The 23561-nt window shown below is 58.0% G+C and carries 19 protein-coding genes and 1 pseudogene; 13 read left to right on the top strand and 7 right to left on the bottom strand.

The window, feature by feature from the left end; all coding sequences use genetic code 11:
• Positions 1-152 precede the first annotated feature (152 nt).
• The 5 genes from HMPREF1487_RS07680 to HMPREF1487_RS07660 all read left to right on the top strand — a co-directional run bounded on the left by HMPREF1487_RS07680 (position 153) and on the right by HMPREF1487_RS07660 (position 5810).
• Positions 153-1871: an OPT family oligopeptide transporter gene (locus tag HMPREF1487_RS07680; protein WP_010796061.1), complete on the top strand. Its 1719-nt coding sequence runs from the start codon at positions 153-155 to the stop codon at positions 1869-1871.
• A gap of 201 nt (positions 1872-2072) precedes the next feature.
• Entirely contained in the window at positions 2073-2522 is a 450-nt protein-coding gene (locus HMPREF1487_RS07675) for a FecR family protein (RefSeq protein ID WP_010796060.1), read from the top strand.
• A complete protein-coding gene (locus HMPREF1487_RS07670; RefSeq protein WP_010796059.1) occupies positions 2515-3111 on the top strand; it encodes an OmpA family protein in 597 nt (198 codons plus the stop codon). The genes HMPREF1487_RS07675 and HMPREF1487_RS07670 overlap by 8 nt, the downstream gene beginning before the upstream one ends.
• 148 nt (positions 3112-3259) lie before the next feature.
• Positions 3260-4090 (top strand): amidohydrolase family protein, encoded by an 831-nt coding sequence (locus HMPREF1487_RS07665; RefSeq protein ID WP_010796058.1) that lies wholly within the window; start codon positions 3260-3262, stop codon positions 4088-4090.
• A 91-nt stretch (positions 4091-4181) separates the two neighbouring features.
• A complete protein-coding gene (locus HMPREF1487_RS07660) occupies positions 4182-5810 on the top strand; it encodes a methyl-accepting chemotaxis protein (RefSeq protein ID WP_010796057.1) in 1629 nt (542 codons plus the stop codon).
• Positions 5811-5866: 56 nt separating this feature from the next.
• Here HMPREF1487_RS07660 and HMPREF1487_RS07655 read toward each other — a convergent pair whose 3' ends face one another.
• Together HMPREF1487_RS07655 and HMPREF1487_RS07650 are read right to left on the bottom strand one after the other, a co-directional pair.
• Positions 5867-7207 (bottom strand): leucine-rich repeat-containing protein kinase family protein, encoded by a 1341-nt coding sequence (locus HMPREF1487_RS07655; RefSeq protein WP_010796056.1) that lies wholly within the window; start codon positions 7205-7207, stop codon positions 5867-5869.
• A gap of 216 nt (positions 7208-7423) precedes the next feature.
• Positions 7424-8326: a LysR family transcriptional regulator gene (locus tag HMPREF1487_RS07650; RefSeq protein ID WP_010796055.1), complete on the bottom strand. Its 903-nt coding sequence runs from the start codon at positions 8324-8326 to the stop codon at positions 7424-7426.
• Positions 8327-8596: 270 nt separating this feature from the next.
• On the opposite strand from HMPREF1487_RS07650, the gene HMPREF1487_RS07645 reads away from it, so the two are divergent.
• From HMPREF1487_RS07645 to HMPREF1487_RS07630, 4 genes are all read left to right on the top strand, one after another.
• Positions 8597-9829 carry a tetratricopeptide repeat protein gene (locus tag HMPREF1487_RS07645; protein WP_010796054.1) on the top strand — a complete coding sequence of 411 codons (1233 nt, stop codon included), beginning with the start codon at positions 8597-8599 and terminating at the stop codon, positions 9827-9829.
• 15 nt (positions 9830-9844) lie between these two features.
• Positions 9845-10798 (top strand): DMT family transporter, encoded by a 954-nt coding sequence (locus tag HMPREF1487_RS07640; protein ID WP_010796053.1) that lies wholly within the window; start codon positions 9845-9847, stop codon positions 10796-10798.
• A gap of 323 nt (positions 10799-11121) precedes the next feature.
• Positions 11122-11259 (top strand): hypothetical protein, encoded by a 138-nt coding sequence (locus tag HMPREF1487_RS27270; protein ID WP_156913090.1) that lies wholly within the window; start codon positions 11122-11124, stop codon positions 11257-11259.
• Between the two features lie 127 nt (positions 11260-11386).
• Positions 11387-11842 (top strand): Lrp/AsnC family transcriptional regulator, encoded by a 456-nt coding sequence (locus tag HMPREF1487_RS07630; RefSeq protein WP_026003906.1) that lies wholly within the window; start codon positions 11387-11389, stop codon positions 11840-11842.
• Between the two features lie 24 nt (positions 11843-11866).
• Here the strand turns inward: HMPREF1487_RS07630 and HMPREF1487_RS07625 are convergent, their stop codons facing one another.
• On the bottom strand, positions 11867-12940 hold the full coding sequence (locus HMPREF1487_RS07625; protein ID WP_010796051.1) for a saccharopine dehydrogenase family protein: 1074 nt from the start codon (positions 12938-12940) through the stop codon (positions 11867-11869).
• Positions 12941-13204: 264 nt separating this feature from the next.
• Between HMPREF1487_RS07625 and HMPREF1487_RS07620 the strand changes: the two genes are divergently transcribed.
• Both HMPREF1487_RS07620 and HMPREF1487_RS26715 read left to right on the top strand, forming a co-directional pair.
• The gene (locus HMPREF1487_RS07620; RefSeq protein ID WP_010796050.1) at positions 13205-14368 is read left to right on the top strand and encodes an acyl-CoA dehydrogenase family protein; all 1164 of its coding nucleotides are present in this window, start codon (positions 13205-13207) and stop codon (positions 14366-14368) included.
• Positions 14369-14377: 9 nt separating this feature from the next.
• Positions 14378-17170, top strand: a pseudogene (locus HMPREF1487_RS26715) (response regulator).
• Positions 17171-17248: 78 nt separating this feature from the next.
• Here the strand turns inward: HMPREF1487_RS26715 and HMPREF1487_RS07610 are convergent.
• Positions 17249-17821 carry a histidine phosphatase family protein gene (locus tag HMPREF1487_RS07610; RefSeq protein ID WP_010796047.1) on the bottom strand — a complete coding sequence of 191 codons (573 nt, stop codon included), beginning with the start codon at positions 17819-17821 and terminating at the stop codon, positions 17249-17251.
• A gap of 222 nt (positions 17822-18043) precedes the next feature.
• Here HMPREF1487_RS07610 and HMPREF1487_RS07605 point away from each other — a divergent pair, with 222 nt between their 5' ends.
• Positions 18044-18313 (top strand): hypothetical protein, encoded by a 270-nt coding sequence (locus HMPREF1487_RS07605; protein WP_010796046.1) that lies wholly within the window; start codon positions 18044-18046, stop codon positions 18311-18313.
• 46 nt (positions 18314-18359) lie between these two features.
• Here the strand turns inward: HMPREF1487_RS07605 and HMPREF1487_RS07600 are convergent, their stop codons facing one another.
• Both HMPREF1487_RS07600 and HMPREF1487_RS07595 read right to left on the bottom strand, forming a co-directional pair.
• Positions 18360-19670, bottom strand: a complete 1311-nt coding sequence (locus tag HMPREF1487_RS07600; protein WP_010796045.1) for a PQQ-dependent sugar dehydrogenase — start codon at positions 19668-19670, stop codon at positions 18360-18362.
• An 82-nt stretch (positions 19671-19752) separates the two neighbouring features.
• Entirely contained in the window at positions 19753-21927 is a 2175-nt protein-coding gene (locus HMPREF1487_RS07595) for a malate synthase G (RefSeq protein WP_010796044.1), read from the bottom strand.
• A gap of 184 nt (positions 21928-22111) precedes the next feature.
• Here HMPREF1487_RS07595 and HMPREF1487_RS07590 point away from each other — a divergent pair, with 184 nt between their 5' ends.
• Positions 22112-22663 carry a glycine cleavage system transcriptional repressor gene (locus tag HMPREF1487_RS07590; protein ID WP_010796043.1) on the top strand — a complete coding sequence of 184 codons (552 nt, stop codon included), beginning with the start codon at positions 22112-22114 and terminating at the stop codon, positions 22661-22663.
• Here HMPREF1487_RS07590 and rarD read toward each other — a convergent pair.
• A complete protein-coding gene (gene rarD / locus HMPREF1487_RS07585) occupies positions 22636-23538 on the bottom strand; it encodes an EamA family transporter RarD (protein ID WP_010796042.1) in 903 nt (300 codons plus the stop codon). The genes HMPREF1487_RS07590 and rarD overlap by 28 nt on opposite strands.
• Between the last annotated feature and the right edge of the window lie 23 nt (positions 23539-23561).

Raw genomic sequence — 23561 nt, 5'->3', positions numbered from 1 at the left:
TTGTTTTGAGCGCTTTGGCGATTCCGAGGGACAAAGTGCTGCACACCCTACCCAATACAATAAGGATCTGGTGTGATTGCTTCGAATTTTCCTCCTGTTGATAGCTCCTTTTTATGCATCGATCAGCAAGCAGCGCCTGCCGGGGAGTGCCCATGAAGGTAGAGCGCGAGCTGAGCCTGCGCGCTGTCTTGACCGGTCTGGTGTTAGGCATCGTGCTAACTCCCTCCAATGTCTATGCCGGGCTCAAGATCGGCTGGTCATTCAACATGTCGATCATCGCACTGCTGGTGGGCTTTGGCTTCTGGCAGGGGCTGCTGGTCCGTAACCGGCACTGGCCTGCCTGGACATTGCATGAGAGCAATATTAACCAGACCGTCGCCTCGGCGGCGGCGTCCATTATTTCAGGTGGACTGGTAGCGCCGATTCCAGCCTACACACTGCTGACCGGTGAGCAGCTGGATGCCGTTCCGATGATGGCCTGGGTCTTTTCGGTCAGCTTTCTGGGCATATGGATCGCCTGGTATTTAAGGCCATCACTGATTACTGATGGCAATCTTAAGTTTCCTGAAGGCATGGCCACGCTGGAAACCATGACCCATATCTATACCCACGGACAGGAAGCCATGCGGCGCCTGTGGGTGCTGTTTGGAACGGCCGTGTTCTCCGGACTGGTCAAGGCTGTCGATACGTTTTACTGGACCTTTCCTCGCTGGTCGCCCACGGCGCATCTGGAGCGACTGACCTTTACCTTCGATCCGTCGCTGCTACTGGTCGGGTTTGGCGGCATCATCGGACTGCGCGTCGGGCTGACGCTCCTTCTGGGTGCGGCCCTGGCCTGGGGCGGCATAGCGCCGTGGCTGCTGGCGCACGGGTTGGTAGAGCTTGCGCCTGGCAGCGAGGGGCCGCAGTTCGCAACGCTGGTGGAATGGCTGGTGTGGCCTGGGGTGACGATCATGGTGACTTCGACCTTGTCGTCTCTGGCCTTGCGTGTACTGCAGGTAAGAACGTTGGGGAAATCCCGCTCGGCAGAGACCTCCACTGTCTGGCAGCGGCCAAAACCCGGCCCGCTGGCAGGTCTGGCGTTAGCCATCGGATTGATCATCATGCTACAGGCGGCCCTATTTGGCATTGATTGGTTCATGGCCTTGTTGACCATTCCGCTGGCGCTGTGCCTGGCAGCTGTGGCTGCACGTGTCGTGGGAGCAACCGGCATTCCTCCAATCGGTGCCATCGGGCAGCTGTCGCAGCTGAGCTTTGGCATCGTGGCGCCGGGGCAGGTGCCCATCAACCTGATGAGTGCCAACACGGCCGGTGGCGCAGCCGGACAATGCACGGACTTGATGAATGACTTCAAGGTAGGCCATGCCATCGGGGCGACTCCCTCCAAGCAGGTGATCGCTCAATGCCTAGGGATTGCGATAGGCAGTGTGGTCGGGGTGCTGGTCTACCAGACGCTTATTCCAGATCCGCAAACCATGTTGCTCACGCAGGAATGGCCTGCTCCGGCCGTGGCGACCTGGAAGGCCGTAGCGCAGACGCTGACCTCGGGCCTGGACTCACTTTCTGCCAGCATTCAGTGGGCCATGCTGATAGCTGCCGTTGCAGGCGTGGCCCTGGGCGTATTGGATGCCTGTGCCAAGGATCGGCTGGCGCGTTACCTGCCCAGTGCCGCGGCGTTGGGGTTGGCGTTTATTCTGCCGGCTTCGATTTCCCTGATGATGGCCTTGGGCGCAATCCTGACCTGGGCTGCCGGACTGCGCTGGCGCGGGCTAACCGAGCGGTTTGCCATTGCAGCGGCAGCAGGCCTGATTGCAGGGGAAAGCATTACGGGCATTGGCGCCTCGCTCTGGCAGCTGCTGCACAACCTGTAATACCTGTCGGGCACTGGAGGAGAGTCAGTATCTGGCAGTTTGGACTGCATCGCATTTTTAGTCCGATGGCCCGCACGTTTTGAACTAACGTAACGGTTATCGGTATGTATACAGCGATTGCACGGAACGCTCAGGGAAACGGAGCAGAGAAAGGACGCCAGGGCCAGGCGTGGTGCGATACGGACTTCAAGGTCAACGCTCATGAATAAGAATGCGTGGCTCGTTCTCTGCCTTTCGGGCCTTTTGGCGGCATGGCCTGCCCATGGCGCGCCCAGGCCGGTAGGTTATGTCATGACCGTACAAGGCAGCGTGACCACCACACTCAAGGGAAAGCCTGTCGCGATCAAGGTGGGCACGCCGGTGAATGTCGGCAGTACCTTCGAGGCCGGAGACGATGGCTCCTTCGGGATTACGCTCGAGGATGGGTCTGTTATGTCGTTCGGGCCGCAATCGACATTCACGCTCGAGGCTTTTGCGTTTGCTCCAGCCAAGGGGGCCTTGAAGCTGGCTGCAAGACTCAAGCAAGGCACATTGAATTACGTGGCGGGGAGCATTGCCAGGCTCAAGCCCGAGGCGGTCGAGATTCTTACGCCTCACGGAACCATTGCCTCACGCAGCGCCCAGTTCATGGCCAAGGTTGACCATGAGTAAAGCGTTTCGCCAAGCTGTGTGGTTGTTGTTGGCCGTGTGGCTGGCAGGGTGTAGTTCCAAGTCCTATGTGGTGCTGGTGGATAGCCCTTATGGCCTGACGCGAGATGTCACGGTCACGACGCCCACAGGCACGACCCAGATCGACAGAACCCAGCAGGCTATCAGCCTCGACAAGGAGGCGCCGGGGCGGACCTTTACCCTGCCGCCCAAGCAGATCCTAATGGACTTTACCCCCGCGCTGGCAGCCCAGCCGACGCTTCCGGTGTATTACACATTGTATTTTGAGGGTGCCAGCAACCGGCTCACTGATGAGTCACAGGACACGCTGCAGCGCATTGTCGATACGCTGCGTAAACGCACACCCGCGGCCGTCTCCATTATCGGGCATACCGATACCCTGGGCAGTGCCTCGATCAATGAAAAGGTGGGTTTGCAGCGTGCCCAGCTGATTGCCCGCCAGTTGCAGGCCCGGCATCTCGACTTGCTGGACCTGACTGTCGCCTCCCATGGCGAGGAGAACCTGCTGATCCAAACGCCGCCTAATACAGCAGAGCTGCGCAATCGCCGGGTAGAAGTCATCATCCGATGACCGTCTTCCCGTCCTGAACCGCTTGAGGGTTCGTCAGTCTTAGCTATACGAGTACGGCCGGCCTGACGGGTAATGCTTCCCGGTAGACTATCCTGCCTCCACCCCTGACTTATCAGACCGCACGCCACGCCACCGAAAAGGAGCCGCAGTGAGCATTTACGGCGAGTATAAGATCGACTGCCATACCCACCTGCTAGAGCCCGCCCGTTTTCCCATTGCCGATAATGCTGTGTATACCCCCGTCGCTCAGGAAGTAGGGACCTCGACGCAACTCCAGCATGTCTTCAATGCCTATGGCGTACGTCACGCCGTTGTAGTCACGCCACCGGCCATTTATGGCGAGAACAACCGCTGCCTGCTCGATGGGCTTGCCCTGGGGTTTGGTCGTTGGAAGGGCATTGCCGTGGTCGGGCCTCGCACGAGTACCCGAGAGCTCAAGCGGCTCAAGGAGGCCGGTGTAGCAGGCGTCCTACTCGATGTGGTCACGAATGGTGTGTCGGCCTGCCTGAAAGCGGAAGAGCTATTCAATCAGTTGGCTGAGCTGGAGATGCTGGCCCAGCTGCACGTCGAAAAGGCGCAGCTAAGCGAACTGGTGCCATTGATCGAGCGCACCCGCACCCGGCTCATCATTGATCATTGTGGCAGACCTGATGTGACGGCAGGCATCGCGCAACCCGGATTCCAGAGCCTGCTGTCGCTGGCAGGAACTGGGCGTGTGTACGTCAAGCTATCAGGGCTTTCGCAGTTTTCCGCCGAGGCCTATCCCTACGTTGATACCCATTCCTACGTCCAGGCGCTTCTCGAAACCTTCGGCCCCGAGGCCTGCCTGTGGGGGTCGGACTGGCCTTTTCTGAATTCACCGGAGCGAATCGACTACGGACTGCTCCTCAAGCTGATCGAGAATCTGATCCCAAGTCCGGGTGCAAGGCGGCAAGTGCTCTGGGACACACCTCGCAGATTGTTTGGTTTCAAGTGGTAGTTGATTGTCCGACTAATGGCTAGCCGGGTAATTAAAGTTGCCCGTCAATGCAGCGATAAGCCCAATAGTAACAATCTATTTCAGGTGCTTTATGGGCTTTCGTTCATTGAATATCGCGCCGCGCTCCGCGATCTGTTTTGCGCTCTTTGCCTTGCTTATCCTCTTTCAAGGCGTCTATTCACTCAAACAATCCGCTTCGATGAATGAAGCGGAAAAAATGGTCGAACTCAATGTCCTGCCAACGCTCAAGGTGCTCGGCCAGATCGATACGACCCTGATGCGCATTCGTCTGGATAACTCCCGGCTGCGTGTGGAAAGCGATCCTGCATCCAAGAAGGCTGATGCCCTGAAGGATATCCAGATCGCCCGTACGGAGCTGCTGGGTTACGTCGATCAACTCGGCAAGGTGATCGTGACCAAGGCAGGCCATGACACGTTCAATGCGCTCTCCAAAGGCCTGAGCGATTACCTCAGTATCCATCAGCGCTATCTGGATCTGTTGACCAACGGCAAGCTGACGGAGGCCGTGGCGCTTTCCAGCGGTGAGATGTTTGCCGCCGCTGAGGCGGTCAAGAACGCTATCACCACGCTCAAACAGGAAGCTGATGTAAAGGCCAGCAATGCAGGGCTGCATGCCGATGACGTGTACAGCAGCACCCGGATGATGACAGCTATCATCGTAGTGGCCGCATTGCTGGCTACCGTACTGCTCGCCTGGCGACTCACGCACAGCCTGGTCGCACCGATTCATCAGTCCCTGCAGGTTGCCCAGCGCATTGCCAACCGGGATTTCAGTGTTGCGATTGAGAGCCATGGTAACGATGAACCTGCCCGTCTGCTCAAGGCATTGGCCGTGATGCAGTCGAACCTGCGTGAAACACTGGGTCATATCAGTGATTCGTCGGCTCAGCTGGCATCAACTTCCGAGGAGATGTCCGCGGTCACTGAGGAAACGACCCGTGGTGTGATGCGCCAGAATGATGAAATCGAGCAGGCGGCTACGGCGGTTAACCAGATGAGCGCCGCGGTAGATGAGGTCGCTCGCAACGCGGCGTCAGCGTCCGAGGCGGCGTTGAGTTCCAGCCAGGCGGCCGCAACCGGGCAGCTGAAGGTGTCCCAAACGCTTGAGGCCATTAACGAGCTGTACGACAGCGTGGAAGCGACGGCTGGAGAGGTTCAGGGTCTGGCCGTCATGACACAGGATATCAGCAAGGTGCTGGACGTGATCCGCGGAGTGGCAGAGCAGACCAACCTGCTGGCACTCAATGCTGCCATCGAGGCGGCGCGTGCGGGGGATGCCGGGCGTGGGTTTGCGGTGGTGGCCGATGAGGTGCGTGGTTTGGCCCATCGGACGCAGGAGTCTACCCGTGAAATCGAGAGCATGATCGGCTCGATTCAGGCGGGTACGGACAAAGCCGTGCAGTCCATGGCCCAGAGCAGCAGCCGCGCTCACGGAACCCTGGACATTGCCCGCGCGGCAGGCGAGGCGCTGACCACGATCAACAGCTCCATTGCCGAGATCAACGAGCGCAACCTCCTGATCGCCACGGCTTCTGAAGAGCAGGCACAGGTGGCGCGGGAAGTGGACCGCAGCCTGGTCAGCATTCGCGATCTATCCATGCAGACAGGCTCTGGCGCCCATCAAACGGCAGCTGCTTCGAATGACTTGTCGCAACTGGCGGTATCGCTTAATGGATTGGCGCAGCAGTTCCGGCTGTAAAGGCCAACCGGTGTACAAAGCTCTTCCTGCCTGACCGGCGAAGGGCTTTTCTCTGCTTAATTCAGGTGCTGTTGGAGTGCTGCCAGCTGCGCGTGAACCTCGCTCAGGCTTGGACGGGACACTACTTGTGTGCTCAGGCAGCGCGCGAGCAGGTCTGACAGCGCCGCATGGGTCGTTTCTTCGCCCGCGGCAGGCTCACAGCGTTCCAGCAGCTCTTCCAACAGGCAGCCAAACGCCCGGGTTTCAAGGCGCTCCAAAGCCTTCTGTTGCGTCGGGTTATCGGAGGGCAGGAAGGACGCGCCGCCAAAGTCACCCAGCAGCACATCGCCCTGTTCAGTCCACAGGATATTGTGGGCGTACAGGTCGCCATGCACGATACCGCGCTCATGCAGGTGCTCGGTGGCCGAGGCGATCCCGAGTGCCATGCGCAGCGCGACGGGCAGCGAAAAACGCGTGTCCGCCGGGTATACATCGCGGGTGCAGGTGGCAAAGCTGGGCGGGCCGGCCAGGTTTTGAAATTGTGGGTCGATCAGCTGCATGACCAGCCCATCTGTGCCCTCGGGGTGATGCACGACCTGACCTTCCACATCGATCACGTTCGGGTGTGCCCCTACGGCAATCGAGGCGGCCATTTCGCTCTGAGGTGTACCGTCGCTGGTCATGCTGCCCTTGAACAGCTTGACCGCCACGGTCTTTGAGGGGCCGGAAGGCTGTTTCCAATCCGCCTGGTAGATGAGGCCCGAGGCGCCTTCGCCCAGCTTGTGCTGGAGTGCAAGGTCCTTCCAGTCGATCCGGTTGATGGGTGCGCTGGGAGAAACGTTGGCCGCTTCGCGTGCCTCGCTCAGAGGATTGTCGGCGTAGGCAAGCCAGGTCAGCCGCGGCAGCGACAACAGCCAGTCCGGCAGGGCGGCAAAGCGGTTGGAGGAGATACGGAGCAGTTCCAGCTTATGACAGTCGATCATGGTCTCTGGAAGTGCCTGCAGGCGATTGCCTGCCAGCATGAGCTTCTGCATGCCGCTGCACTGACCCAGCGAGTCGGGCAGGGTTTCGATCTGGTTGTTCGTCAGGATCAGCCAGCGTAGCGAAGGTGAGAGCGCCGCTGCCGGTACATGGCGGATCTGATTGGCCTTGAAGCCCACCATGCTCAGCTGAGGGCATTCACTCAGCACTTCGGGCAGATGCGTGAACGGGTTGTCGGAGCAGAACAGGATACGCAGTTTCTTGAATTGTCCCAGGTCATCTGGCAAGTGGCTGAGCTGGTTGCCGGAGAGGTTGAGAATCTCCAGGGAGTCGGCCAGCTCAAAGATCTCGCGGGGAAATTCCGTGAGTCCGCACGACAGGTCCAGTCGTGTCGCGCCGGCCAGCTTGCCAGCTCGCAAATCCGAAAGTGTATCCATGACGGTCTTCCAATCCTGAGGTATGAGCTATTTTGACACAGTGCACGGAGCGTCACTGTGCATCCCAGCGCCTTTGGGCTGGGCCGGTTAAGTAAGTGGCTCAAACAGAGGCGCCAAATGTCATTTGGTTCAGGGTGAGCCGCGAAAATGTGATGGTGATTCGCTGCGCGGTTGTATCGAGCGCCTACAGACACTTGAGCATGCCTGTAGGGCAGTTCAGGCGTCTGCATTAAACCGAAGCAGGCCCTGGCGCTTGAGTTTCTGGGCAATCTTGATAAAGGCCTGAGTGGCGGGCGACGCCTGGCGCTCATCGAGCAGGGCCAATCCGACACTGCGCTTGACCCGTGGTCGCAGGGGCTTTTTCACGTAGCCCTCGTGGCCGCGTTCCGCCGGCAGCGCCAGTTCCGCCAGGATGGTCACGCCATCGCCCCGTTCGACCATGGACAAGGTGCTGAGCAGCTGGGTGCTGTGGTAGCGCGTATTGGGCACCAGCTTGGCGGCATTGAACATGTGCGCTACCAGGTGTGCCGACCCGGCCTCGGTCATGATGAACGGATCGGGACAAAGCTCCTTGAGCGTGACGTCAGCTTTGCTGGCTAGTGCGTGGTGAATGGGCACCAGGGCGACCATCTGATCTTCGGCAATGGGGAAGGTGTCGAAGCGCTCATCGGGCAGGACGACAAAGCCGATGTCGATACGACGATCCTGCAGCCACTGGACCACTTCCCGGTCCCGACCTTCGTCGATATGCACCTCGATGCCCGGATAGGCCTGGCGATAGGCATCCAGAATGACAGGCAGCAGTTTGACCGAAGAGGTCGGGCCGAAGGAGCCGATGCGCAGCGTGCCTCGCTTCATGCCGCGCGCATCGCCGGCCTCCTGCCGCATCGTTTCGGCCAGCCCGAGAATGCCACGGGCACGTAGTACGAGGCGCTCACCTACTGCAGTCAGCTCCAGGGCCGACTGGTGCCGGTTGATCAGCTCGACACCCAGCTCGGCCTCCAGCGCCTTGATCGCATGGGACACCGCCGACTGAGTGATGGACAGCCGCGAAGCTGCCGACGTGAAGCCTTTCAGCTCTGCCACAAGCACAAAGATTTCAAGCTGGGTAAAGGTCATGGCGCCTCGCTGGCCTCATGAGTAAATACTCATTTTTCTATGAGTAAGGATTAGTGGAATTATACGCATCGTTCAGGACCTACCCACAACGACAACATGTCCTGCGCACTGCCTGATGGGGTTATAGGCGCTTTGGATAGAACGACGGCTTGCCCTGTAACGCACCGGCAGCCGACACCACGCACGATAAGAGCGACAACAGCAGGTGCTATCCGGTTAACGCTATCCAGAGCTTTTTCTTACTCGGCATAGGGATATAGAGGGGCGGGTATGAGTGCTAATGTCAGGTGTTTCAATGGCTGTCTGCTAACCGACGGCTGTTCGTCCATATGGCCCGAAATCAACGTGCCGTTCCTGTCGCTCAAAGGCGTGCCCGAGGCGGTCATTGCCCAAGAGCCTACCCAGGCCATCTTTCGTTCGCTGCTCAAAGGCTTTGATGCCATTACCGGCTGCGAACTCAAGGACATCTACAAGTTTGCCCGTTACCTCAATGCGATCTCGGAGGATATGCCTGCCGAGCTGGTCAATGTGGTGCGCGCCTTCCGCAAATGGGTCGAATTCGACTACGTTGGGGCACGCTCGCTCTTTCAGGCGCACCTTCACGCGTATCCCACGGATGTGCAGGCGCTCTTCTTTATTCACATGCTGGACTTCTGCACCGGCCGAACCGCCGAGTTGAAGCCGCTGTTTGCCTTGTGTGATGAGTACATGGAGGAATCGCATCCGCTGTACTCGTTCTACCTGTCGATCAAGTCATTCGTGCTGTGCGAATGCGGGCTATTCGATGAGTCTCTGGCGACGGGGCTGGAGTCCGTGCGGTACTGCTCCGCGAATATTTACGGCATCCACGCCGTTGCTCATGCCTTGCACGAAAAGGGTATGTGGGTAGAGCTGCGTGACTTCCTGGAAGACTCCAAGGAAGAGTGGATTCGCAACCCGGGCATGCGTATGCACGTGTACTGGCATCTTGCGATTACCTACAAGCAGCTGGGCAATCACGCGGCGGCAAAGATGGCGTTTCTGGAGTTCTATGCGCTCAAGAACGACCGCTTTTCCAAGCAGGATCTGGATGCGGTGGGCTTTCTCTGGCGCTTCAAGCTTGAGGATGTCAACAGCCATGAATTTGATGAGGTCTGGAAGGAGCTGGCCATTCTCTGGTCTGGCAGCATCGCCACCTCGACCTCTCATTTTCACAATATGCACGCGGCCTTTGCCTTTGCCGGCGCCAACCAGCCTCTGCTTATCGAGAAAATGATGGCCGAGAGTGACGGCTTTGGTATCGAGCCTGACGCGCATCTCGCCGGTCTGGACATTATTAGGGCCATTGCTCTGTTCGCCCGAGGCCACTACGAGGAGTGTTATTACCTTCTTACCGCCAGTCGACATCAATGGACGAGCCTGGGCGGCAGTCGTGCGCAACGGGAGCTGCTCGACCTGACCCTAAACTTCTGCAAGGCCCACGTACAGTCTCAAGCCGAGCTTGAGCGATTGATGTTGATGTAGGCAAAGGTGATTTGAATGTCGGACGCAACAGCCCTGGCGCAGCCAGATGACAAGCTCCTGGTGTACATGAAACTGACGGCGGTCTCGGTGATCTGGGGTGGAACCTTCGTGGCCGGGCGTTACCTGTCGGCCGGGGTGCTGCCGCTGGCATCTGCCGGCCTGCGCTTTCTGCTGGCCAGCCTCACCCTAGTGCTTGTGCTGGCAGTCACCCGACGCCTGTTTGTCAGGCTCAGCGTGAAACAGGTGATTCATCTTTTCTGGCTCGGGTTCTTTGGCATCTTCACGTACAACCTGTGCTTTTTTTACGGGTTGCACCTGATCAGCGCCTCACAGGCCTCACTGATTGTGGCACTGAATCCAGCCATGATTGCGTTGACGACCTTCTTTGTTGATCGCGAGCGGCTGGGGCTGGTCAAGACCGGTGGCATTGCGGCCTGCATCCTGGGCGCCGCAACGGTCATCGTCAGCAAAGACGCCTCGGTGCTTGAAGCCGCAGGCGGTAGCTGGTTGGGTAATCTTGTGATCTTTGGCTGTGTGGTCAGCTGGGTGATCTACAGCGTGTTTTCGCGGCCTCTGGTTCGCGAGATCGGCCCGCTGCATACCGTGACCTTCTCGGTGTTGTGCGGGACGGTACTGCTGCTATGTGTGTCGATCGGCACGGGTGATCTGAACTGGAGCGTTGTTGCCAGCCTGACCAAGGCTCAGTGCTTCAGCCTGGCTTATCTGGGCGTGATTGGCTCGGCATTGGCGTATATCTGGTACTACGACGGCATCAAGCGGATCGGGGCTACCCAGTCGGGTGTCTTCATCGCCCTGAATCCGGTGTCTGCTGTCCTGATGGGCGTGGTGATTCTGGGCGAGCAGCTCACTCCATTGATGGTGGTAGGCGGCGGTCTGGTTCTGCTGGGTATCTATTACTGCAACAAGCCTTCCAAGGCGATTTCTCTCGGCGTAAGCCGTACCGCGTGATCCGGCGCGTTTAACGAGCGCAGGTAGAGAGCTCCACCTCTGACCTGCGCTCACTCCGGACGTTGGGTAGCCAAGGAAGGCTGCCATTTTTTAAATGCATAGCTGCATGTATCTGGTGCGGTATTGCCTACTCCTGGCGCATGTCTGCATCCCCTCCTTTACGGTATTTTTCACCTTTCTGGCACCAGCCTTGCTCGTGCCCCTGCGTGGTAAGTCGACTAGGACGTGCCTGAGGTCATGGGCATCCCGGTCATTGTCGCCAAGAGCTAAGAGGATGACTAAGCCGTTTGCACCCGAAGCCGTTTTAATCATTGGCGGTCCCTGTGGGGACTGAGCTGGTTGTCTTGCCGGTGCTCTGGCGGCAGCGCGGCGCTGGTAGCGGCGTCTCGCGTAATGATGTGGTTCTACCTGGCACCGGCCTGGGCATCTGGGTGATCGTCTATTGCTGGGCGAGCCGCTGACAACCATTCGGTGGCCGGGTCGCGAAGAGGCGCAGAGTATAAGACCGGGGTTAAGCGGAGCCGGGCATTGACGCTGGCTGCAGAGCCTCCTAGGCTCCGCTTTTCCGAACCCTGGCGCGTGTTCTTCATGTATCCGAAAGTCGATGCTACCGATTGGCAACTGATCCGTCTGCTTCAGGCCAACGCCCGCGAGTCTACGGCCACGCTGGCCCGCAAGCTCAATCTGGCGAGGACGACAGTGGTTTCACGGCTGGCCCGGCTAGAGCGCGAGGGTGTAATCGCAGGTTATGGCGTGCGCTTGGGGGCCTCGGTGGAGGCGGGTGCGGTCAGGGCCTATTGCAGCATCAGCGTATTGCCCCGGAGCGCGGCGCAGGTGATCAAGGCACTGGCCTCGATGCCGGAAGTAGAGGAGGTGTCGGCCGTGAGCGGCGCGTTCGATTACCTGGCCTTTATCTGCTGTGAACGGCATGAGCAGCTCGATGAGCTGCTCGATCGGATCGGTGCTATTGATGGGGTCAAGCAGACCCAGACCTCCATCATTCTGACCCGCAAGATCGACCGCCGCAGTGAGCCGTCCCGGTAGCCGACGGCCCATGGCGGCAGAGGCTTAGGCCGGTTCGCCGTAAACGCGGCCGAAGCGGTTGCTTAAAAAGACGTTCAGGTCGATTTCTTCCTGGCGGATAAAGCCTGACTGCGGCAGTTTCTTCTCGCGGAACAGATCCAGTGCGGTACAGATACCGGCCGCTGTGGTGATTTGAATGGCACTGGTCAGCTTGCCTCGCTGTTCGGCCGCAAAGATCTTGCGGCTGAATACCTCCTGCACCAGTTTGCCGTCGCGCATGCCGTTCACGGTCACGAAGACCAGTACCACGTCCTGCATCGTCGTGGGCACCGAGTCGCGCATGATGCGTTTCAGCGTTTCCTGATCACCTGCCAGACGCAGCTCTTCAAGCAGGAATTTCATCAAGTCCCGATGGCCTGGATAGCGGACGGTTTTGTAATCCAGGGTTTCGACGCGACCACTCCAGGTTTCACATAAGGTGCCCAGGCCGCCCGAGGTGTTGAAGGCCTCGTATTCCACGCCGTCCAGCGAGAAATGCTCCAAGCCTTCCAGTGGCTGCACGAGGTTCAGCGTGCCGTGACGAACCGCCTCACAGGGGTGGCAGTATTCGTTGATCAGCCCGTCCACGCTCCAGGTCAGGTTGTACTTGAGTGAGTTGGTGGGAAACTCGGGCAATGCACCTACGCGCATCTTCACCTCGCGCACGCTGTCGAAGCGCGACGCCAGGGTATGCGCTGCAATGCCGATAAAGCCAGGAGCCAGGCCACACTGCGGCATGAAGGCTGTGGATGAGTCCTCTGCCAGATCACGGATCGTCTTGGTAGCATGGACGTCTTCGGTCAGGTCAAAATAATGGGTGCCTGTGGTCTTGGCGGCACGGGCTACCGAAATGGCCATGTGATAGGGCAGGGCGTTGAGTACCGCGTCGCTGCCTTCAAGTACCTGCTCTAGATCATTGCCGTCCGGGCTCACTTCCCGTGTCTCGATGCCCAGCGCGGCCAGTCGCGCCAGGGCGTTGGGATCACGGTCAGCCACAATCACCCGGTAATCCCCGGAGTCCTGCAGCAGTTGACTGATGGTGTAGCCAATATGGCCAGCCCCGAGAAGCGTGATGTTCATGACCATTCCTTGTTGTTGTGTGGAGATGGCATCAGCTTAGGGAGGCGTACTGTTGGGCATAAGGCGCAAAGCGTCTTTTATTAAGGGGCTTTTTCGTCGTTTCGACGAAATGGATAACGAAGCGTCTGTTTTCAAGCATAAAAGGTGGTCAGGGTAGCCACTGGGGCACTATCCCATCACTTATTACTCAGTATGAAGTAGTGATCGCTGAGGCTTGAATTCAGGCATGATGGCTACTTGTCTCTTTTAAAGGTGATACAAGCGATGGATTATCATTTGTCGTCTAAGCTCACCGCCCTGAAATCAACCGTTGAAGAGGTTGTTGATCAGGCTATTGCTCCGCTTGCGAGTCAGGTGGACCAGAATTGCTTATGGCCTGCTCATTCGATAGACGCCTTGTCCGAAGCTGGCCTCATGGGCCTCCAGGTTCCTGTGGCCCAGGGTGGCCACGGTCAGGGGCTCCTGGCCTTAAGCGTGATTACTGAAACCATTGGTAAGGCGTGTCCTTCTTCTGCGCTTTGTTTTGGTATGCACTGTGTCGGGACCGCTGTCATTGCGGCCAAAGCCACTTCATATCAGAAAGAGCATTATCTGGAGGCGATTGCTGCCGGTCGTCACCTCACAACCTTAGCGCTTTCTGAAAGTGGCTCAGGCGCTCATTTTTATCTGCCTGCAACTCAGATCGCCACGGTTGGCGATGAGTTTGTTGTGAATGGCATTAAGCAGTTTGTCACCAATGGTGGTCATGCCGATTCGTACGTAGTTTCTACAGTGGCAAGCGAGGAAGATAACGAGGAAGGCGATTTCAGCTGTTTGATCGTGGACAGCACTGCGCAAGGCCTGGAGTGGCAGGCGCCCTGGAACGGTTTTGGAATGCGTGGCAATTCTTCTCGAGCGTTAGGGTTGAACAACGTGCGTGTGCCTGCCAAAAATCTTCTGGGTGAGCCAGGTGATCAGGTGTGGTACGTCTTCGAAGTGGTTGCCCCGTTTTTTCTGATGGCCATGGCGGGTACCTATCTGGGTATCGCTCAATCCGCGTTGGATGCGGCCGGTGAGCACTTGCGTACGCGCAGTTATGCGCATTCAGGTGAAACGCTGCGGGATATCGAAACCTTGCAGAGTCGCTATGGCAGCATGTGGATTGCTTTGGAAAAGACCCGATCACTGGTTCGCGAGGCGGCCCGATTAGGCGATCTGGGAGACCCGAATGCCCTGCCTTTCATCCTGGCCTGCAAGGCGGATGCAGGTGATACCGCTGTTATGCTGGCTAACGAAGCGATGACCATCTGCGGCGGCGCGGCTTATCGGGAGAACAGCCGAGTGTCTCAGATGCTCCGTGATGCCCGCGCCAGCCATGTCATGTCACCCACGACGGATCTTTTGAAATTATGGACGGGCAGAAGTCTGCTCGGTCTTCCCTTGCTTTGAGTACCTGTTGTGATATTTCAGACCGCTGTCATCATTGCGCCAGACGAACCCCGTGCTGGTAATGAGTTGTCCATGCTTGGCGCGGCGCTCCAATCGCAGGCATTAGACGTTCGTTACTGCCTGGATACAGACGTTTCAAACGGGCTTATCGCAAGCGATGAGCCCGCTGTTGTCATTCTTATGCCGTCGCTCATTAAACCGGCTGCAGTGGCCAAGGCAGTGAGAGCTGTCTGGTCTCAGTGCGAGCTGATTTTTGTTCGTGCACCTGAACAAGGTGATGCGTTTAGGAAAAACCTGGGGCTGGCACCCATGCTGGGATCACACTGGTCCATTGCCGAGCTGGTTCCAGGGACGCTTGCCCTTCAGGCCGCCCAGGCCGCCAGTCGAGCGCGGCGTCGAATCAAGCTGCGTACTACTCTGGATCAGGCCAATGTCAGCCTAAGTGCTACGCGATCCGTAGACGATCATGAGTATCGTCGCCTGCGAGCTGCTGATTATTACCTAGCTAATTTCATCAATGCGGCGCAGGAAGCCATCATCGGTGTCGATGTGCGGCTGGATGTACTGTATTGGAGCGCAGGTGCTGAAGAGCTGTTTGGTCTAAGTGCCGACGAGACGGTAGGCCGTAATATCCGAGCTCTGCCATTTTGGGCACCCGTATTGGACGAGTCAGTTGAGCAGGTGATGGCAGGCAAAAAGATGCATGTGATCGAGTATCACTGCATGGTATGTGATGCCGAAGCCGTTCTTGAAGTGATGCTGTCGGGTGTTCGCGATGAGTCAGGTACGCTGATTGGCGTATCAGTAACCATTCGTGATGTTTCGGCACTGGTCGCTGAGCGACTGGCCCATGAGGAATTTGGACGCGTCATCCGACAGGAACGGCAGCATTTACAACAGCTGTTCGAACAGGCGCCGGGGTTTGTAATAGTCACCCAAGGCCCGCAGCATCTGGTTGAACTGGCTAACCGGGCTTTTTATCAACTGGTTGGTCATCGCGATATCATCGGCAAACCCGCTTCGGAGGCGTTTCCTCGACTCAAGGATCAAGCCCTCTTGGAGTGGCTGGATCGGGTGTATTCCACCAAGCGACCCCACACGGGGCGTAGCATGGCGGTCTATGTGCAACGTGTGCCGGATGCACCGGCAGAAACACGTTACATCGATTTTGTTTTCCAGCCGGTCATTGCTGAGAACGGGCTGGTAAGCGGCATCTTCTTCCAAGGACATGACGTTACGGCTCAAAAGCTCGCCCAGGAGGAATTGCAACGTTCCCGGGAAAACCTGCAGATGCTGGTAGAGGAGCGTACCCGGGAACTGGAACGGAGCCAGCTGGCGCTGCATCAATCCCAGAAGCTTGAGGCGATCGGCAAGCTGACCGGCGGCGTTGCCCATGACTTTAATAACGTCCTTCAGATTATCGAAGGCAATCTTGAGCTATTAAGACCTGCATTAGGAAACAGTAGCAGCGGCATGGCCAAGCTGGATGCAGCCGTAGCGGCCGTTAGTCGTGGCGCAAAACTATCCTCGCAGCTATTGGCCTTCGCACTGCTTCGCCGCGCCCTGGGAGAGAGCGTTCAGATCGAGACAATCATTGCGGGCGGTTTGTGGACGACCATGGTCGACCCTAATCAGCTGGAAAATGTCATTCTCAATCTAGCCATTAATGCCCGTGACGCCATGCAAGGCGATGGCAGGCTTACTCTCGAACTCAGTAATGCCATGCTGGATGACCATTACGCCCAGTCACAGGCTGACGTTGCGCCAGGGCAGTACGTCATGCTGGCGGTATCCGATACGGGATCAGGCATGTCGCCTGATGTGATGTAGCATGCCTTCGAGCCTTTCTTCACGACCAAACCTGAGGGCCAGGGAACCGGACTGGGCTTGAGTATGGCGTATGGCTTTGCCAAGCAGAGTGGTGGTCATATCCGCATTTACAGCGAGCTGGGCAGTGGCACGACAATCAAGCTATACCTGCCCCGGACTCATGAGATCGAGATTGCTTCGCCTGCAGCGGTTGGCGGCACGGTTATCGGCGGCGATGAAACGATTCTGGTGGTTGAGGACGATCTGGCTGTTCAAGCCACGGTCATCGACCTGCTAAGCGGGCTTGGCTACAAGGTACTACGCGCCAATGATGCACAAAGTGCGCTCAGCATTTTGCAGAGCGGGCTGCATATCGATCTGCTGTTTACCGATGTTGTAATGCCAGGTCCTCTGCGCAGCCCTGAGCTTGCACGTCAGGCCAAGCAGTTGTTGCCTGACATTGCCGTGCTGTATACGTCAGGCTACACCCAGAACGCCATCGTTCACGGAGGGCGGCTTGATCCCGGTGTCGAGCTGTTGAGCAAGCCCTATCGGCTGCATGATCTGGCACGCAAGATTAGACAGCTACTGGCCAGCCATAAGCCGGTACGGATAGATGAAAACGTTCTGGTGCCTGCGCCTATCGAAAAAGCTGTCGGTACACAGCAGGTTTTGATACTGGACGACCAGACCGACCTGCTTTCCATGACCTGTGAGATGGTCGAAATGCTGGGGTACACCGCCAAAGGTTGTGAAACTGCTGAAAAAGCACTTGAGGTCTTGGGACGATTGAAGTTTGACATCCTGCTGGCAGACGTCAACTTGCCGGGTATGTCCGGAATCGATCTTGCGTATGAAGCTGTACGCCAGCAACCTGGGCTGCGAGTCATTTTCATGTCAGGGGAAGGGACTGTATCCGCAAATATACAATCAATGTCACTGCCCAAGCCCTTCAACCTGCAGCAATTAGAGGAGGCATTAGGGGCTTCCTGATAAGTACAAGCCGCTCTTGGGGTTCATGCAAGACTGCTTTCGCCTGTAACGCTTTATGCAAAAGGGCAGCAGTGAACACTAATCCTGCAAGGTCCTGGCAGGCAGTATATAGAACGAGGCGCTCCAATATTTATTCCCATGGCGCGTCTCGCTCTTCCAGCCGTGAGCGAGTAATTGCCTGGCAATAAGGCGGTTCATGATGCCATGACCCAGCAACAGTACCGTCCCTTCTTCGGCCAGCGAGATGAGTCGCTGAGCAGCTCGCTGGGCCCGCTCGCGTGCTTCTGAAAACGACTCGACGCCATGTGAATAACCGCAGAGCCAAAGCATTCGAAAAACAAATGCCCACGTAAGAGGAGAAAGCCTGGGGCCAGGCCAGTGCAGGAAAGGAAGCTCCGCTTCGCTAAATAGCGTATCGTTTTGAAAGGGTTTCAGCCCTAGCCTGTCGAGTGAAGTCAGTGCCCTGGGCATTGTGCTGCTGATGATATATTTCGCCTGAGCTGTCAGCTCACGCGTTGTTAGCGGAGCAGGATCATCCATGACCTCGGACAGGTTGTAATCACTGATCCAACGGTGCATATCAGAGGGCGAGACTTTGCCTGGACATAGTTTCAATGTTGGCTGTCCATGTCGCATAAGTATGATCTTCATCCCTGTCTTCCTGAAACTGTAGCCAGACTCTATTGATGAGCAAGCGATTAGCGCTTGAGTGACAACGCAGAGGATAGTGGGCGCCTTTGGAGTGCGCTCCGTTTCATGTTTCAGCTATGTGACGGTAAAGCCTGTTCAGACGTGCCGACCATAGCACAAGGGACCGGTTTGAAAGACGTTATGCTGGCTCGTGAAATCGACGCCTAGCATAAGGAATTGCCCATGAAATGCCCGCATTGCTCCGCCTCCATCAGTTTCTTCTCACCTGCAATCCTGGGGCCTGCCAAGCCCGGCGGTGCTCGGTATTGCAAGGCATGCCGTAACGCCTTCAAGATCACCAGAGGCTTCGGCCCAGGGCTTCTGATTGCCTTGGCGGTTGCTGTGGCAGGCTTTTTCCTGTTGCGCCCTATTCCTACAATAGGGCCTGTCCTATGGGGCGTGGTGACAACCGCTGCGGTTTTTATAGCCATTGCCCGTTTAGAAAAGCATTAAGGCAAGTGCCTGGGCTGCTTAGAGCAGCCCAGGCACGGTGGCCTACTTACTTGGCCGCGGTTACTCGCCAGATAACGTTACCCACATCATCCGCAACCAGCAGATCACCCTGCTTGTCATTGATGACCCCAACCGGGCGGCCCTGGGCTTCTTCCTTCTGGTTCAGGAAGCCGGTCAGTACATCCTGGGGTGCGCCGTTGGGCTTGCCGTCCTGGAAGGGGATAAAGACAACCTTGTAACCGCTCTTGGGCTTACGGTTCCAAGAGCCGTGCTGGCCGATGAACATCCCATAACGGTACTGCTCCGGCAAGGCATCGCCCTTGGAGAAGGTCAAGCCCAGCGAGGCAGTGTGGGTGCCAAGGGCATAGTCAGGCACGATGGCCTTGGCGACCAGGTCCGGGCGCTGCGGTTTGACGCGCTCGTCTACATGCTGGCCGTAATAACTGTAGGGCCAGCCATAGAAACCACCGTCCTGAACCGAGGTGGCATAGTCAGGTACGAGGTCACTGCCAATCTCGTCACGCTCGTTTACTGTTGTCCAGAGCTTGCCGGTTTGCGGCTCCCAATCCATGCCATTGGGATTACGCAGACCTGTGCCGTACAGCCGCATTTTGCTGGTGGCGCGGTCCAGTTCCCAGATGGCCGCACGGCCTTCCTCGATGTCCATACCGTTCTCACCGACGTTGCTGTTGGAGCCAACCGTGATGTACAGCTTGCTGCCATCCTGGCTTGCAATCACGTTCTTGGTCCAGTGGTGGTTGATGCCGGCAGGCAGGTCGACCACCTTGGTGCCTTTGTCCTGGATAGTCGTATCGCCTTCCTTGTAAGGGAAGCGCACCAGTGCATCGGCATTGGCCACGTAGAAGTCATTGCCGACCAGGGTCATGCCAAAGGGCGAGTGCAGGCCCTCCAGAAAAGTCGTTCGGGTTTCGGCCACGCCATCGTGGTCAGCATCGCGCAGCAGGGTGATGCGGTTGGCGCTGGGTACGCCGGCTCCGGCCTTGCTCATCATCATGCCCTGGACCTGCTTGCGGATATTGAAGCCCGCCGGCTCTTGTGTGGGCTTGTTCGATTCGGCGACCAGAACGTCACCGTTGGGCAATACATAGATCCAGCGGGGATGATCAAGGCCGGTGGCAAAGGCGTTGACTTGAAGACCCTGGGCAGCAGTGGGTTTACCGCCTTCCGGCCAGCCGGTGGCGGGCGCTACGTTGACCAGAGGGATAAGGCTGGTCTTGGGCTCGGGAAGTTGCGGCTTGGGGCCATAGGCGGCATCTGGGCCAAGCTTGGACGGCTCGCCACATCCGGCCAGGGCAATAGCAAGCGCTGAAGCGTACAGGGGACGAAGATTGGTCATGGGTAACGCCTTTTATATAGTTGGTGATGCGTTCCATAGGTCCCGTCAGCCGCTACTGCAAAGGCGTATCAGCGAGACCTGTTCATTGCCTCCGCGCCTTGGCCTCACGACGTCTACGATGGAGGATCGGCTCGGTATAGCCGCTGGGCTGCTTCGCTCCCTCCAGAACGAGGTCCAGGGCAGCCCGAAAAGCGATATTGCTATCGAAATCAGGCTCCATGGCGCGGTAATGGGGATCGCCTGCATTTTGCTGATCCACCACTAGAGCCATGCGACGGAAAGCTTCGATCGTTTGTTCCCTATTAATCACACCATGATGTAACCAATTCGCAAGCAATTGGCTCGAAATACGCAGTGTGGCACGGTCTTCCATGAGTCCCACATCATCGAGGTCCGGCACCTTGGAGCAGCCGATCCCCTGATCAATCCACCGCACCACATAGCTCAGGATGCTCTGGACATTACTGTCCAGCTCTTCCTGGATCTCTTCAGCGTTGAGTTCGGTGACATCAACCAGCGGAATGCTCAATAGATCCTCTCGTGAGGCCGGCGTGCGCTTGGCCAGCTCAATCTGCCGTGCCGCCACATCGACCTGATGGTAGTGGATGGCGTGAAGCGTAGCGGCCGTAGGCGAGGGTACCCAGGCCGTACTGGCTCCGCTCTGGGGGTGGGCGATTTTTTGTTCGAGCATGGCGGCCATCATGTCCGGCATGGCCCACATGCCCTTGCCAATCTGCGCACGGCCACGCAGACCGCAGGCCAGCCCGACGTCCACATTGTTGTCCTCGTAAGCTCTGAACCAGGTGGCACGCTTCATGAGAGCCTTGCGGATAAGAGGGCCGGCCTCCATCGAGGTATGGATCTCATCGCCGGTGCGATCAAGAAAGCCGGTGTTGATAAACACGATCCGTTCCTTCACCGCAGAAATACAGGCCTTGAGGTTGACGCTGGTCCGCCGCTCCTCGTCCATGATACCGATCTTGAGCGTATGGCGCGGTAGGCCAAGGAGATCCTCGACCTGCCCGAACAGCGCGCCGGTAAAGGCTACCTCTTCCGGGCCGTGCAGCTTGGGCTTGACGATATACACTGAGCCCGTGCGCGAGTTGGGGCGCGACGTGTTGCCGTTCAGGTTGTGCAGGACGCACAGGCTGGTAAAGACGGCGTCCAGTATGCCTTCGGGAACCTCGTTGCCGTCGCGGTCCAGGATGGCGTCTGTCGTCATCAAAAGGCCGACATTGCGGACAAACAGCAGTGAACGGCCCGGCAGGACCAACTCGCTGCCGTCAGCAGCGATGTAGGGCCGATCCGGGTTCATGATCCGGGTAAAGGCCTTGTCGTTCTTGGTGATGTCTTCGGAGAGGTCACCTTTCATCAAGCCCAGCCAGTTGCGGTAGACCTGTACTTTGTCTTCGGCATCTACCGCTGCGACGGAGTCTTCGCAGTCCATGATGGTTGTCAGGGCCGATTCGAGCAGAATATCGCTCACGCCTGCCGCATCGGCTTGGCCGATCGGGTTGTTGCGGTCAATCTGGATTTCGATATGCAGCCCATGGTGCCTGAGCAGAATGGCCTCCGGCTGCGAAGCCTGCCCGCGATAACCGACAAAGGCGTCCGGCTCGGCCAGGCAAACGTAGCGACTGTCGCCAATCTCGGCCATGAGTTCGCCACGCTGGACACTGTAGCCTCTGACATTGCCATGGGAGTATTCAGCAAGCGGCACGGCTTCGTCGAGGAATCCCCGGGCATAGGCCACAACCTTTTCGCCCCGGAGCGGGTTATAGCTATCGCAGATTTCAACCGTGCTGTCTTCAGGGATCGCGTCACTGCCATAGAGCGCATCGTATAGCGAACCCCAGCGTGCGTTGGCGGCATTGAGCGCAAAGCGGGCATTCGTGACCGGCACGACCAGTTGCGGCCCGGCGAGCTGGGCAATTTCCGGGTCGACATTGGCTGTCGTGACGCTGACCTCGTCCGGCTCGGGGAGCAGGTAGCCGATCTCTTCAAGAAAGGTGCGGTAGGCGTGCGCATCGTGTGGCTGTCCGGCATGCGCCAGATGCCATTGATCGATACGGGCCTGGAGCTGGCTGCGGGTTTCCAGAAGCGCTCGATTCCGCGGGGCGAACTCATCCAGCAGCCTTTCCAGACCATGCCAGAAATGGTCCATATCGATGCCTGTGCCTGGAATCGCCTGAGTCTTCACAAACTCATGAAGCACGGTGGCTATCTGCAGGCCGCCGATGGTTTTTCTTCTACTCATTGTTCGCCTCGCTTGGCTGCACGACGCGCCGACATTCGGTGGCTATCTGGCCATGTGACTAGGCCTCGCTGGAAAAGTGTCTGCCACAGGCAAAACGATGGCAGGTCCGTTCATGAAAAGTGGGTCGGCAAGGTTGGCTGGCTGTTCTACGCTGGAAAGATGATCAACCAAAAGGAGCGCTATCGTGGATGTTCTGGTCCTTACCATCATTGCCCCGGATCAGCCGGGTCTGGTCGAGCAGTTAGCCGACTGTGTTGCCGAGCGGGGCGGCAACTGGCTGGAAAGCCGCATGTCACGTATGGCAGGTCAGTTCGCCGGAATCCTGAGCGTCAGTGTCGCGCCGGAACAGCGCGAAGCCCTGGTTGCCCAGCTGAAAGGGCTGGATGTGAGGGGCATGCGTGTGCTGGTAGCGGAAAGCCAGATAGAGCAGGCACCCAAGCCTCAGCTCATCCAGCTGGATCTGCTGGGCAATGACCGTCCCGGGATCGTTCGGGACATTACCCGTCAACTCACCCGGTTAGGCGTCAATGTCGAGCGGCTCAGTACCGATGTGCGGGCGGCGCCGATGAGCAGCGAACAGTTGTTCCACACCACGGCGCTGCTGGCCCTGCCGCCCGCCCTTGAGCTGGATACGCTCCGCCAGAGTCTGGAGACCCTGGCGGACGATTTGATGGTCGAGCTGGCAGCCTACCGCGACAACCACGACGGTCAGGTGCGGGCAGCAGGCGCTGCGTAACGACGCAGGGAGCGCCAGGCGTCAAAGCTGAACACGGCAAGGCCTGCCCAGATACACAGGAAGGCGGCCATCCGCTCCATGGGGAAGGGCTCGTGGAACAGGAAGACTGCCTGTATCAGCACCAGCGTAGGGGCCAGGTACTGCAGGAAGCCCAATGTCGAATAGGGCAGTTTGCGCGCCGCTGCGTTGAAGCAGAGCAGGGGAACCAGCGTAACGGGGCCGGACAGGATCAGTACGATGGCCATCGGTGATTGCCAGAGTGCCGGTTCCAGGCTGACCTGCTGGGTCAACAGGGGGAGTGCAATCGCAGCCAGCGGGACCAACAGCCAGGTTTCGACCACCATGCCTGGTAGGGCAGCCACCTGGGTGCCCTTGCGCACCAGTCCGTAGAAAGCAAAGCTGAAGGCCAGCACCAGGGATACCCAGGGCAGCTGGCCAAGCGTCCAGATCTGCTGGGCAACGCCTAGGGCAGCCATTCCCACGGCCAGCCACTGCAGGGGCCTTAACCGTTCGCCCAGCACCACCATGCCCAACAGCACATTGATGAGCGGGTTGATGTAATACCCAAGGCTGGCTTCGATTACATGGTTACTGTTGACCGCCCAGATGTAGGTCAGCCAGTTGCCGCCCACCAGCAGGCCACTCAGCCACAACCGGGCAATGCGGGAGGGATTGGCACGCAAATCGCGCCACCAGCCCTGATGTTTCCAGATCAGAAGCAGCAAGACCCCGATCAGGGCCGACCAGAAGATACGCTGGATCAGGATCTCGACGGGAGGAATGTTGGCAAGCAGTTTGAAGTACAGCGGGAATAGTCCCCAGAGCGCATAGGCGGTAAGGCCTAGTACGTAACCCTGGCGCGGGGATGTGGACATAACACATATCTACTTTTTATGGA

It is taken from the genome of Pseudomonas sp. HPB0071, assembly GCF_000478505.2.
Lineage (GTDB): Bacteria > Pseudomonadota > Gammaproteobacteria > Pseudomonadales > Pseudomonadaceae > Chryseomonas > Chryseomonas luteola.
The sequence above is the reverse complement of the archived record's forward strand: the minus strand, read 5'-3'. Positions and strand labels throughout refer to the sequence as shown.